The 13,057-nt window shown below is 69.4% G+C and carries 11 protein-coding genes; 2 read left to right on the forward strand and 9 right to left on the reverse strand.

What is annotated here, in order from left to right; all coding sequences use genetic code 11:
• Positions 1 to 107: 107 nt before the first annotated feature.
• The 9 genes from Vgi01_RS18270 to Vgi01_RS18310 all read right to left on the reverse strand — a co-directional run bounded on the left by Vgi01_RS18270 (position 108) and on the right by Vgi01_RS18310 (position 11,046).
• Positions 108 to 1,538, reverse strand: coding sequence for a tyrosine-protein kinase domain-containing protein (locus tag Vgi01_RS18270; protein ID WP_204291822.1), 1,431 nt, complete (start codon positions 1,536 to 1,538; stop codon positions 108 to 110).
• 2 nt (positions 1,539 to 1,540) lie between these two features.
• Complete coding sequence (locus Vgi01_RS18275; RefSeq protein WP_204291823.1) at positions 1,541 to 2,944, reverse strand: O-antigen ligase family protein; 1,404 nt, start codon at positions 2,942 to 2,944, stop codon at positions 1,541 to 1,543.
• A complete protein-coding gene (locus Vgi01_RS18280) occupies positions 2,941 to 4,086 on the reverse strand; it encodes a glycosyltransferase family 4 protein (RefSeq protein ID WP_204291824.1) in 1,146 nt (381 codons plus the stop codon). Before Vgi01_RS18280 ends, Vgi01_RS18275 begins: the two co-directional genes overlap by 4 nt.
• A 4-nt stretch (positions 4,087 to 4,090) precedes the next feature.
• Positions 4,091 to 4,987 carry a glycosyltransferase family 2 protein gene (locus Vgi01_RS18285; protein ID WP_204291825.1) on the reverse strand — a complete coding sequence of 299 codons (897 nt, stop codon included), beginning with the start codon at positions 4,985 to 4,987 and terminating at the stop codon, positions 4,091 to 4,093.
• On the reverse strand, positions 4,980 to 6,218 hold the full coding sequence (locus Vgi01_RS18290) for a lipopolysaccharide biosynthesis protein (protein WP_204291826.1): 1,239 nt from the start codon (positions 6,216 to 6,218) through the stop codon (positions 4,980 to 4,982). Before Vgi01_RS18290 ends, Vgi01_RS18285 begins: the two co-directional genes overlap by 8 nt.
• On the reverse strand, positions 6,215 to 7,087 hold the full coding sequence (locus Vgi01_RS18295; protein WP_204291827.1) for a glycosyltransferase: 873 nt from the start codon (positions 7,085 to 7,087) through the stop codon (positions 6,215 to 6,217). Before Vgi01_RS18295 ends, Vgi01_RS18290 begins: the two co-directional genes overlap by 4 nt.
• Positions 7,088 to 7,123: 36 nt before the next feature.
• Positions 7,124 to 8,182: a glycosyltransferase gene (locus tag Vgi01_RS18300; RefSeq protein WP_239089035.1), complete on the reverse strand. Its 1,059-nt coding sequence runs from the start codon at positions 8,180 to 8,182 to the stop codon at positions 7,124 to 7,126.
• A 243-nt stretch (positions 8,183 to 8,425) separates the two neighbouring features.
• The gene (locus Vgi01_RS18305; protein ID WP_204291828.1) at positions 8,426 to 9,730 is read right to left on the reverse strand and encodes a sugar transferase; all 1,305 of its coding nucleotides are present in this window, start codon (positions 9,728 to 9,730) and stop codon (positions 8,426 to 8,428) included.
• A 383-nt stretch (positions 9,731 to 10,113) separates the two neighbouring features.
• Positions 10,114 to 11,046 (reverse strand): LCP family protein, encoded by a 933-nt coding sequence (locus Vgi01_RS18310; protein ID WP_239089043.1) that lies wholly within the window; start codon positions 11,044 to 11,046, stop codon positions 10,114 to 10,116.
• 340 nt (positions 11,047 to 11,386) lie between these two features.
• Here Vgi01_RS18310 and Vgi01_RS18315 point away from each other — a divergent pair, with 340 nt between their 5' ends.
• Positions 11,387 to 12,220, forward strand: coding sequence for an O-methyltransferase (locus Vgi01_RS18315; protein WP_204291830.1), 834 nt, complete (start codon positions 11,387 to 11,389; stop codon positions 12,218 to 12,220).
• 4 nt (positions 12,221 to 12,224) lie between these two features.
• The gene (locus Vgi01_RS18320; protein ID WP_102659418.1) at positions 12,225 to 13,043 is read left to right on the forward strand and encodes an MOSC domain-containing protein; all 819 of its coding nucleotides are present in this window, start codon (positions 12,225 to 12,227) and stop codon (positions 13,041 to 13,043) included.
• Positions 13,044 to 13,057 lie beyond the last annotated feature (14 nt).

A 13,057-nucleotide genomic window follows, 5' to 3' on the forward strand; every position in this document is an offset into this window, starting at 1 on the left:
TGCCAACTTATGTCGGGTCGTACGACCTGCACAGGCCGATCCGAAGTGGATTGGTGTCGCGCGTTCGCCTCCCGGTGGTCTGCCTGCGGCACACGGCACCGCCGAGCCTAGCGGGCGGGCCGGGTCACTATCACACCGAGCAGGTTCGCCTCGGCCCGGCGGAGCACTCCGCCGGTGGCGCTGAGCTGCTCGGCCGGGGTCACCCCGACGCGGCAGACGACAAGGGTGGCGCTGGTGGCGCTGACGAGCGTCGTCGCCTCCACGTCGGACAGCGGCGGCGGTGTGCTGACCACGACGAGAACCCGCCCCAGCCGGAAGGACTCCAGCAGGTTGGCCAGCCGATCGGGCCGGTACAGCTGCTCCGGCGGGGACGACTCGACGCCACCGGCGGGTAGCACGTAGAGGGGAAGATCTGGACGCCACTTGACGATGACATCGTCGATGCCGGCGGTACCGGCCAGGATGGCTGCCAGCCCTGCCTCGTTGGGCACCGCGAACAACTTGTGGATCTGCGGCTCACGGAGATTTCCGTCGACGAGCACCACTGTCTCCCCGGCCCGCGCGAACGCGAGCGCGAGGTCTCCTGCGACCGCTGCCTGCCCGTCATCAGCGCCGCAGCCCGTGACCGCCAGACTGGTCAGCTGCTGGCCGATCTGCTGGAGCCGGATGTTCGTCCGGATCTGCCGGAACGTCTCGACGGTGGCGGAGGAGTCCTCGCGCGCGGTGAGTGACACATCCGGGCCGGTCGCGACGGTACCCAGCAGGGTCAGCTCGGCGACCTCGGCGGCGTGCTGCTCGTCGCGTACGGTGCGATTGCCGGCGTAGCGCAGTATCGCCGCGCCCACCCCGACGAACAGCCCGCCGGCAAGACCAAGACCGACATTGACCAGCGGTCGAGGCGATTCCGGCGACGACGGTGTGGTGGCCGCGCGGACCACGGACACCTTGATCGGCGGCGTTTCGATCTCGGTCGGCTGTTCGAGCTGGGTGATGAAGCCGGGCAACTCGTCCGCGATCGTGTTGGCGATGTCCCGGGCCCGCTGCGGGTCCGAGTCACGGACCTCGACGTCCAGTACGGCCGTGCTGGCCTTACCCGTCACGGTCACCTTCGACATCAGTTCCTCGGGCGAGTAGCCGAGCCCCAGCCGATCCGTCACCGCCGCCGCAACCGTCGGGCTGTTCGCGATCTCGCTGTAGGACCGGACCCGCTGGAGGATGTAGTTACCCCCGGCGTTGAGCTGGTGGACGTCCGGCTTGTCGAAGTTGGGCGAGAAGAACAACTGCGCACTCGCCTTGTACGTCGGGGTCTGCGTCAGGGACGCCAGCGCGCCGCCCGCACCACCGAGCAGGACCAGGATGACCAACGGCAACCGGTAGTCGCGTACGGCCCGCAGGTGATGGCGGGGGGTCAACTGGGCCCACTGCCGCGCCACCAGAAGCGATCTGTCGGCGGCGGCACCGAGCCGGGACAGGTGTCGGGACAGGCCCGATGCCGGGTGGGACTCCTCGGCCGGGGATGACGACCTGGATAGCCGCACGTTCATTCCTCACTCGCTCCGGCAGCCCCACCAGAGGGCGCCAGTGGACTTCTCAGCAGGGTGTCGTGGGGACGGGTCGAGGGCCGCGCCGCCGCGGCGGACGCGGATCGCTCGGCGGTCGCCAGCCCGGCGGCCAGGATCAGTACGGCGACGGCACAGGGCCACAGGTAGACGTCGAAGAAGAAGATCTGGGCGGCGATGCCGACCACGAGGAGCCGGGCGGCCAACGACCTGGACGTGGCGAACAGGGCGATCAGGAGGGCGACGAAGGCCGCGACGGTGATCAGCCCGAAGTCGTACCAGAGGGTCAGGTAACTGTTGTCGAAGGTCTGGGCCAGATGATCGCCGATCCCCACCTGCTGGAAGAACCGGACGTGCGCCTCCGGCCCCAGGCCGAACAGCAGTGTGTCGACACGTTCCGACAGGCCTGACCAGGCGACGTCGTAGCGGCTGTAACGAGCGGTGGCGGACGACGACCCCGAGACGTTGGAGAGCCGGGCGGTGAGTATGTCGAGCGCACCGCGTACCGGGCCCGGCCTGACGACGAGCAGCGCCGTCCCGGCAACCGCGAAGGCGAACACGATCGTGAGCCCTCGGCGGGTCACCTTCCGCTCCTGGCCCAAATACCAGACGACCAGGGCGAAAGCCATCCCGATCCATGCGCTCCGGGAGCCGGAGAGCAGCAGCCCGATCGCACTGGCCGCGAACGGCACCTGCCACATCCGCCCCCGCAGCGCGATGGCGATGCACATCGCCATCAGGCAGAAGGCGCCGTACACGATGGGATGCCCGACGGTTCCCACGGAGCGTCCCTCGCCGGCGGTCGAGGTGAACGCGTTGCTGACCGCCCACCCGTCCAGCAGCGGCCATGTGCCGGAGACCCGCTGGTACATCGCCAGGACGGCGACCGGAACACCGACCCAGGCGAAGGCCCGGGCGAGCCGGAGCAGGCCTGCCGGCTCGCGCCGGGCCTCATCCACCACGTGCCAGGTGATGAGCGCGTAGCAGACGAACGGCACGAGCGAGATGACGAGATCCTTGGGTCCGCTCCAGCTCACCAGGGCGGCCAGGACGGCGACAGCGGGAACGACGAAGGCGAGCATCCCGGGCGAGGCGAGCGGGGTGTCGGGGTGGAACCTTTGCAGGCGTCCGAACCCAGCGATGAGGGTCGCGCCCAGCAGGATGACCCAGACCGGCTCGGTGGGGTAACCCGGGTCCGCGGTCACCGGTACGAGGAACAGCACCGCGAAGAGCGCATAGTTCAGCCGCGACGGTGTCCAGAGACCCCAGCCGAGCAGGGCGACGAGTGCGATGACGGCCACCAGGGCGGGCCACCAGCTCACCACCACACCGACGGTGACAGCCAGTGCCGCGGCCGGGACGAATATCTTCGCGGGGTTGGTCACGATCGGTTCGCTTGAAGTTCTTCGAGGTAGGAGATGAAGCTCGGCGCCGAGGAGGGGGCGCTGCTCAAGCTGACGGCGCGCTGCCGTGCTTCGTCCCGGAGCCGGTGCATGGCCGCCTCGTCCCCAGCCAGTGTCAACAGGGCGTCGGCCAGTGCGTCGGCGTCCGGCGGGACGAGCAGACCGCCCCCCTCGTCAAGGATCTCGATCGTGCCGCCCGCACGATAGCCGATCACCGGTGTGCCCGACATCAGCGACTCCACCGTCACCCGGCCGTACGCCTCGTTGCGGGACAGCATCAGGGTGGCGTCCGCCCACTGGTAGAGCAGGTGGGGCTGGTCGGCCCACTCGGTCACCTCGACAAGGTGACCGACCTCGTGTTCCACGGCAAGTGCCCGGACCGACCGTACGGCGTCGGCATCGCCGACACCCGCGAGCCGCATCTCGAACGCCTGCCCGGCTCGGGCGCAGCGGCCGAGGGCCTTGATCGCGTCGGCCTGGCCCTTCTCCGCGGTGAAGCGCCCGAGCAGCAGTAGCCGGCCCAGGCTTGCCGGGCGCGGTCGCGGCTCGCGGACCGGAACCTCCGTGTGGCGCGCGACCGACGGCACGATCACCCGTAGTTTCCGCTCGGCTTCCGGGGCGGCGTCCCGCAACTGACCGGCGACATACCGGGAGATCGCGACCACGCCGTCGGCCCGACCGGCGATGATCCGGGCGATCATCCGTCTCGGCAGCACCGACCGCAGACTCGGGTTGCTGAGCAGGCTCTCCCGGACCGTCCAGACCTGCCGAACCCGCGCCATGCCGGCCGCGAACGCGCCGGCCGGCACCACGGCCGAGTTGGTCACCACGAGATCGGGGCGCGCCTGCCTGATGTACCGAAGGTAACGGGGAACGGAAAGCGCCGCCTGACCTGTCCGCACCAGCCCGACCAGCGGATTGTGGCGCTTGCCCATCCACAGAGTGGTCGGCAGGACCACCACCTGCGCGCCCGCGTCGACGAGTTCGGCGCGCAGTGGACCGTCGTCCGGCACGGTGACTGTCACGCGGTGGCCACGGACCTCGACCGCCTCCCGCACCAGAGCGACAAGTGACCGCTCGGCGCCCATGAGGTCCGACGAGTGGCTCACGAACAGGATGTGCACGAACTCAGAACCTATCGGTGGGGCCATGCACGCCGCGGATCCCGTCCCAGTAGCCGACAAGCACGGCCAGGGCTGCGCGTCGCTGCTCCCGGCCGCCCACACCGATTCGCAGCAGCGATCGCGCCAGGTTCTTGTAGTGGATCGGTTCGCCGAGCATGATTCGCCGCACCGGACGGGCGTAGTGCTTGCGGATGTACAGGATCTCGTTGCGGTGGTGGTAGTAGCGGGCTCGTGGGCTGGCGCCGCTGAGGCTGCCGCCCCGCTTGTGCCAGACCTCGGAGGCGCAGACGAAGCCGACCCGGCCACCTGTGTCGCTGAGCCGGCGTACCAGGTCGAACTCCTCCTTGTAGTGGAAGAAGCGTTCGTCGAAGAAGCCGATCGCCGCGACCTGGGACAGCCGCAGGAGCAGCGAGGCGCCGGTGACCATGTCGACCTCGTGTACTCCCGCGTCGCAACCGCCGCAGTGGAACGGGCGGACCTTGCCCTTCGGCAGCATGGCCGCCACCACGTACGGCTCCACCTGGGTGTCGGTCGGCTCGGCGGAGGTGGTTTGCAGCGAGGCCGACACGGCGAACCGGTCCGCCCGTGACAGTAGGGCCGCCAGCGCGTGCGGTCGCGGCACGGCGTCCGCGTTCAGCAGCCAGACCCAGGTCGTCCCGATGCTCTGCGCCTTGCGGAGGCCGGCGTTCATCCCGCCCGCGTAACCCAGGTTCCGGTCGAGTTTGACGAGCGTGAAGGGCTCTGGTGCCGATTCGAGCCGGTCGATCGAGTCGTCGACGGAACCGTTGTCCACGACGATCACGTCCGGCACCTGGCTACCGTCGAGGACCGCCCGAAGGCACCGGAGGGTGTCGTCCGCGCAGTTCCAGTTCAGGATCACTGCCACGACTCTGTCAGCCACTGTTACCTACCTTGGACGGGACATCCGGCTGGGGCACCGGCTCGACCGGCGTGACCGGACGCTGCTTGAGGGCGACGGCGGTGGCCGTGGCGTGCAGCGCGAACAGCACGACCGAGGTGAGCGCGACGCCCACGGCACCGAACGCGGGGGCAGCCAGTGAGTAACCCGCGATCGCGATCACCGCGGTGCCCGCCGCGACCACCGCGGTGGCCCGCTCCCCGCCGAGGTTGACCAGCCGGGCACTGAGAACCTTGCCGACGGTCACCGCGACACTGCGCGCCACCAGGATGGCGCCGAGCAGGAGCGCAGCCTCGTAGCCGCTGGTCAGCACACCGATCGCGGCCAGGCCTGCGAGGACCGCGACGCTCATGCCGAGCGTCAGGTAGAGCGCCCGACGCAGGACGCCGGACAGCCGTCGTTCCGATCCGTCGGCATGGTCGCCGAGGGTCCGCTGGGCTGCGACGACGGCACCGGCCTGGGTGAACTCGATCGCCGCCACCGCCAGCGAGTACACGGCGAGCGCGTCGGGTCCCTGATGACGGGCCAGGGCGAGTTGATCGAAGCGGTAGGTGAAGACCTGAGCCACCGCACCGGCGTGGGTGAGCCCCAGCCTGGTCAGTCGTTCGCTCGGCGGTGACCGCCGTCGGGCCAGCCGGAACAGGGCGGGTCCGTAACGTGTCCACAGCGCCACCGCCATCAGCGTCTGACAGCCGAGCCAGGCCAGCAGCCACAGTTGCGCATCCCGCACGGACCCGAGGATCAGTACGACGTAGAGCGCCGGGGCGACGGCGGCGAAGACCGCGCGATACCGGTACACGCTCAGGAACCTGCCCAGCGTCAGCCCGGCCGCGGCGGGGACGTTGCTGGCCGCGATACAGGCAGCCCCCGCTGCGGCGACGCTCGCCACGGCCGCGTCCGAGTAGAGCGCGAAGATCCAGGCCAGCACCGCCGTGAGTGGCACGGTCGCGAGGTACACGGCAAGGCTGCGGCGTCCCGCCGTCTCGTCCAGCCACTGGCGGCCCTGTGCCAGCAGGAACGTCTCCAGGGACAGCCCGCCTACCGCGACGCCGATGGCGGCACTCGTCGTCGTCGCCACCAGCAGGCCGCGTTCGGACGGCGGAAGTGCCACGCTCAGCAGGATGGCGACACCGGACATCGCCAACGCGGAGACGTACATCATGGTGGCGCTGTCTGCCATCCGGCGGACCGGGCCACCCAGTGATCGGGTCATGCCCGCAGCCCCGCGACTGTCCCGCGGACGACCGCTGCCCCGGCCGCTGGACCCGCCACCAGCAGTGCCTTGGCGGCATAGCCGAGGCGGGCGGCGGCGACCAGCGGGACGCGGTGCCTGTGGTGCTTCCGGAAGAAGATCATGCAGCTTCGGCTGGCATGGAAGTACGTGACCAGCGACTTGGCCCTGAGGTCCGAGGTCGCGCCGGTAGCGGCACCGCCGGCGTGCGCCACCCGCAGGTCCGGTACCGCCGTGAGCGGTATGCCGAGCTGGGCGGCCCGTACGGCGAGGTCCGCCTCCTCGTAGAAGAGGAAGAAGTCCTCCGAGAAGCCCGCCAACTCCTCGTACGCCTTGGCCGTGATGATCATCGAATGGCCGGCGACGTAGCAGAGCCTGCGGGTGGACACCTGCCCGTCCGACGGCGGGTGTCCGCTCCGGCCGGTCCAGAGGTCCAACGCGCCGAGATCGGCAGGGCCCGCACGGTCGGTGCCGCTGCTCGTCGCCGCGATCACGCGATCGCCGACGTCGAGCACGTCGAGCGCGCAGGAGAGCGCGCCGCCGACGACACGGGTGTCCGGATTGAGGACCCAGATCACCTCTGCGCCGATCTCCAGGAGCCAGCGTGCGGCGAGGTTGTTCCCGGCGGCGTACCCCACGTTTCCGTGGCCGTGGAACACCCGACTTGTCAATCCGTGTCGTCGGGCCTGCTCAGCGACCTCGTCGAGCTCCTGCCGCTGGTCGCTGTTGTCAACGATCGCCACGGCGACCGGTAGGTCGGAGCCAGCATGTCGGGCCAGCACCGTGTGCACGAGCTCGGCCACGTCGTCGGCGCCGAAATAGTTGACGATCGAGATGCCCAGCATGCTCATCGAAGCGTCGCGGTAGGCATGGTCGCGGTAGGCGTGTCAGACAACGGCATGTCGGACCCAGGCGGAGAAGTTCGCGGCGAAGGCCGCCTCGGAGAATCGTGACGCGTTGGCCCGGATCACGTTCTCGTCCAGGTCGTCGAGGCGGGTCAGCAGGCCCGAGAACCCGTCCGGCGTGGTCGAGTCGGTGAGTATCCCGGTCTCACCGTCGACGACCGTCTCCAGCAGCCCGCCACGGTTGATGCCGATGACGGGGGTGCCGCAGGCCTGTGCCTCGACCGGGATGATGCCGAAATCCTCGTGAACGGGAAACAGCAGCGCCTTGGCGCCCCAGTAGAGCTGCCGCAGCCGGTCCTTGCTCGGCATCACCTCGAACGTGACGGGGACGGTGACGCGTTCGGCGAGGCGGCGGAGGTTGACCTCCTCGGGCCCGGAACCGGCGATCACCACGGGTAGCCCGGCTGCCTCGGCGATCTGAATGATCAGGTCGAACCTCTTGTACGGGATCCACCGTCCCACGCCGAGCAGGTAGTCCCTCGACTGTGCCCGGTCGGCTGCCGGCGCGGACGAGAAGTAGTCTGTCTCGACCGGGGGATTCACCACCACGGCGTCGCGACCCCAGTAGCGCCGGATCCGCCCCTGCACCTCGCGAGAGTTGGCCGCATAGCTGTGCACGTGCCGGCTGAGGCGTACGTCGACCGATTGGAGCATCAGTCGTGGCAGGGCGAGCAGCGGGTTCTCGCCCCGGCCGTCAAGTCCCGGGCTCCAGAGGTACCGTGCCGGGGCGTGGACGTAACTCAGGTGACGGGCTTCCGGCCCGATCTTCACCGTGTGGGCGAAGGCGTGACTGGACGAGATGACCACGTCGAACCGCTGCCGGGTGAGAGTTCGCCAGGCGAGCGGCATCAGCGGCAGCGCCACCGCCTTGCTGCGCCGCAGCGGAGTCCGCGCCAGCCACGACTCTCGCAGGCTCGCCTCCGCGACGCCGGGATCCTTCCACAGTACGAAGCGTTCACCGTGCGGCACGAGATCGGTGATCCGGCGGAACACCTTTTCCGAGCCGCCGGTGACACCGAACCATTCGTGTACCAGTGCCACGGACGAACCAGTGAGCAGTTCGTCGTGCGCCGGCGGGCGTGATCGCGCAGGGTTGGTTACCGACAGCTCTTCCACTTGATCCCCGTGAGTTGCGGCAGCGCGATGAATTACGCGCCGCTGGCACTTTCTACCCGACCGCTCACCCGTCCGCAATCGCCCGACAGAACCGACTCGTCCGGCTCGGACATGGTCGGTGTCGACCGGCCGAGGGCCGCCGGGAGCGCGGCGCCATGTAGATACCGCTCAACGGCCACCGGCGCGGAGCACCTCCCTGACCGTACGCAGCACGATCTTGATGTCGAGCCAGAGCGACCAGTTCTCGATGTAGTAGTTGTCGAAGCGGGCCCGGTCGGAGATCGGGGTGTCCCCGCGCAGCCCGCTGACCTGGGCGAGGCCGGTGAGGCCGACGGGAACCCGATGGCGCATCGCGTAGCTCGGATACTCCGCGGAGAACTTCTCGACGAAGTACGGCCGCTCGGGTCGTGGTCCGACCACGCTCATGTCGCCGCGCAGGATGTTCCAGAGCTGCGGCAGCTCGTCGAGCGAGGTGCGGCGCAGGAACCGGCCGATCAGGCTGACCCGCTGGTCGTGGGCGATGGACCAGTTCGTCTGCGACTCGGCGTCGTCGGTTGGCCGCATCGAGCGGAACTTGATGACCCGGAAAGGCTTGCCGTAGCGGCCGATCCGCTCCTGACGGAAGAAGATGCCCCGTCCGCCGTCGGCGAAGGTGGCCAGGGCGCAGAGCAGCAGCAGCGGGCTCAACACGAGCATCGCGGTCGCGGAGAACAGGATGTCGGAGGCCCGTTTGACGGCCCATCTGGGCCCGGAGAAGGTGATGTCGCCGATCTTCTCGATCGGAATGGCCCCGATGTGGTCGGGGTATCCGCCGTGGGAGCGGGAACCCCACAGGCGGGGGACCGCCCAGAGGTCACAGCGAGAGCTGCGGGGGCGGAGCAGGGTCTCCATGAGTTCCGACTCAGAGCAGTCCGGATCGGCGATGACCAGGACGTCGCATTCCAGCAGCCGTACCAGATGTTCGAGGTCGTCGAGGTTGCCGCTCACCGTGAGGGCACCGGTGTCGGCTCGGGTGGGCGCGTCCACGCAGCCGACGTAACGCAGGCCGTACCGAGGATGACGGCGCAGCAACCGGGCCAGTTCGAGCCCGATCGGGCCGCTGCCGACGATGATGGCGTTGTGCTCGACCCAACGCCGTTGACGGACGAGCGTGATGAACGCCCGACTCACTGCGCGGCCGACGATGACAAGTACCGCCGAGAGGGCGACGCCCCGCATGAATCCGCCGACGTAGGTCACCGACTCGTGCCGTTCGGCCGCGATGATGGCGACCACCGCCGCCGAAGCCAGCAGCCGGCCGGACAGACTTGGCAACTCGTCAAGGATGCTCAGGTGCCGGCGCGGTCGGTAGAGCCCGCCGGCCGTGAAGATCGCCACCGTCAGTACGGCGTTCGCCAACGTCCCGCGCCAGTAGTCCTGGCTGAGCACCAGGGGGGTGAGCAGGGCGGCGACATCGACTGGCAGCGTCATCATCCAGGCGCGCAGGAAATGCGTGCGCGGCGACGTCCGGGACCGGGCATAGGGCAGTACGGCGGTCGTCAACAGACCGGGCGGTACCTCCGTGCGGTCGCTCTGCCCCCTCGTCCCGTGGTCGCGCGTTGCCGCTGCCTGCGAGGCGGCAGGTAAGTCGCTCGGTAGCTCCTCGTCCTGGTCGTCACCCGGGTGCTGGGTGACTGTCCGATGTTGGGCTGGGTCACCGACCCGCGACATGGGCGCAGAACGGCGGGTCGCCGGCTGGCTCGACATGGTTGAAACCTCCCCGTGGCGCCCCCTGCCGACGCCAGGTCACAGGGGACGACCGCAGGATACGACCGGGATGGGCCGTTTACCACAAGTCAGCGCGTCAGTTCCTGCTCCTACTTTGCGGCGGCGACGATGTCCGGCACGGAGTCGCGGCGAACGGCGTCGAAGAGGACCTTCGCCTTCTCCCGGTCCGCCAGCACGACGCTCTCACTGCCGATCCGGCCCGTGCCCTTCGTCGGGCAGGTGAAGAAGTCGAGGTTGCCGCCGCGTAGATGGCGCAGTTCCATCGCGAGGTCCAGCAGGGACATCGACTCATCGACCGCCACCGAGTCGGCAGTGGCCCGGACGAAGGAGTTCAACCTGGTGGGACTGGTGAGCGTGCCACCGGAGGCGGCCTTGTCCAGGATGGCCTTGATGACCTGCTGCTGGTGCTTGATGCGGGTGAAGTCGCCGTCGGCGAACGCGTACCGCTCGCGGGCGTAGTCCAACGCGGCGGCGCCGTCCATCGTCTGCCGGCCGGCGACGAACTCACGCCGACCACCCGGGTTCAGCGAGTGTCGTGAGGTGAAGCCCTTCTCGACGGTGATCTCGACGCCGCCGAGCGCGTCGACGATCTCCTTGAAGCCGGAGAAGTCCACCATCGTCACGTGGTCGACGCGGACCCCGGTGAACTTCTCCACCGTCTGGACCATCAGCGGCACGCCACCCCAGGCGTACGCCGCGTTGATCTTCGCGTCCCGGCCGCCGCGCCCGTCACGTGACTTGGGCACGCTCACCCAGGTGTCCCGGGGGATCGAGATGAGCTGGGCGCTCGACCGGTCCGCGGGCAGGTGGGCCAGGATGATCGTGTCGGTACGGGATCCTGAGCTGCTGTCCGGATCGCGTGAGTCACTGCCCAGGAGCATGATGTTCATCGCGTCCCCCGCCACGGCCTGCGGGCGGGACTCCTCGGGGATGCCGTCGAAGGCCTCGACCCGTTCGATGCCGGATTCGATCGAGCGGTAGTACAGACCCCCGGCAAGCAGGCCGCCGCCGCCGACGAGCATCAACACCAGAAAGCAGATGAGGCCGACGCGCTTCCACCGGCGACGCCGACGATTCGGGCGATCGCCCACCGGCTCCGGCGTGGGCTGCTCATCCGTGCTCTGCGGTGGCGCTGACGGCCGGGCAAGGAACGCAGTTTCAGGTTCGAGATCCCCGTGGTGTTGACGCATGGTGGGGATGCTACTGATTTGTGCAAGCCACTCGCATGCCCCGGCTTTTCGATCGTGCTCACACTCGGGCCGAGATTGCATCAGGTCGACCGACCGGTATCTGTCGCGGCGCGGGAAAATGTTCGCCTCCGTTGTTACCCCAATGTTTCGGCCGGTCTGGTACAACCCACCGGTGGATGCCGTCAAGCTGCGTCGGGCCATCGCCCGGACCCGTCTCGCCCCCGTTGCCGCTTTCCCGAAGCGGCTGGTCACGGTGGCCCGCCACGACGCCAAGGTGCTGCGCACCTCGGCCCGATGGCTGCTCGCCTCCCGCGAACACCACAACTACACGTACGAGCTGACCAAGCTCAGCCGTAGCCACCTGGCCTGGTTCGTGAGCGTGGTGTGTGACATGCCGGTCGCGCAGGTCCGCGGGTACCTGGACGAGATCGAGTCGGACGACGCGCTGCGCCAGCACATCGCCTCTACCATCGGCAGCGCCGCGCGCCGTGGCCTGGCCGACAAGCAGGTCCGGTACGCCCGGCGCATCGGGTGGTACGCCATCGTGCGCGCCCGCCGACCCGCGCACATCGTGGAGACCGGTGTCGACAAGGGACTGGGCAGCTGCGTCCTGGCCGCCGCCCTGTTGCGCAACGCCGCCGAGGGCCACCCCGGCCGGGTCAGTTCCATCGACATCAACCCCGAGGCCGGCTACCTCGCCCGGGTCGCGCCCTGGTCCGAGGTGATCGACCTGGTCATCGGTGACTCGGTCGAGTCGATAAGCGCGTTGGACAAGCCGGTCGACCTGTTCCTGCACGACAGCGACCACAGCCGGTCGTACGAGAAGCGCGAGTTCGAGGCCGTCGAGCCGAAGCTGGCCCCCGGGGCGATGCTGCTCACCGACAACGTCACCCACACCAACGTGCTGGCCCGGCACGCCGAGCGAACCGGCCGGAAGTTCCTCGCCTACCGGGAGACCCCGGCGAACCACTGGTACCCGGGGGACGGCATCGGCGTGGCATGGTGACCGGGTGCGGCTCAGTGAGATCAACACGTACCCGGTCAAGGGCTGTCGCGGTCTGACCCACGACGAGTCCGAGGTGCGGCCGTGGGGGCTCGACGGCGACCGGCGGTGGATGCTTGTCGACGCCGACGGTGTCGGAGTGACCCAGCGGGACACCACCGCGCTGGTCCGGGTGCACGCCCGCCCCGAAGCCGGTGGCCTGCGGCTGAGCGCCGCCGGTCACCCGGACCTGCTGGTCCCGGAGCCGGCCGGCGTCCCTCCGGTGCAGGTGCGCACGTTCCGCCGCCGGGTGCTGCGGGTCGACGCGTTGCCCGCCGGCCCGACCGCCGACGCCTGGCTCGGTCAGGTGCTCGACCGGCCGGTCCGTCTGGTCTGGCTGGCCGAGCCGGCCCGGCACATCGAACCGGGCCGCAAGAAGCACGACCCGGGCGACCAGGTCAGCTTCGCCGACGCGTACCCGGTGCTGCTGACCAGCACCGCGTCGCTGGCCGCCCTCGGCGAATGGCTCACCGAGGCCGGCGCGGACCCGGTCCCGATGGCCCGGTTCCGGCCCAACCTGGTCGTCGACGGGGCGCCCGCCTGGGCCGAGGACGGCTGGGAGGGGCGGGAACTGCGGATTGGCGGCGTCGCGTTCCGGGCCGCCGGTCCGTCGGCCCGCTGCCTGGTCACCACCACCGACCAGGAGACCGGGGTACGCGGCCGGGAGCCGCTGCGCACCCTCGCGCGGCACCGCAACGTCGACCGTCAGTTGCTGTTCGGGCTGAACCTCGTGCCGCTGGAGTCCGGCCGGATCAGCGTCGGCGACCCCGTCTTAGCTTTCGCTTAGGTCGCTTGTCCGAT

The organism is Micromonospora gifhornensis, assembly GCF_016863515.1.
In the GTDB taxonomy this organism is placed as follows: domain Bacteria; phylum Actinomycetota; class Actinomycetes; order Mycobacteriales; family Micromonosporaceae; genus Micromonospora; species Micromonospora gifhornensis.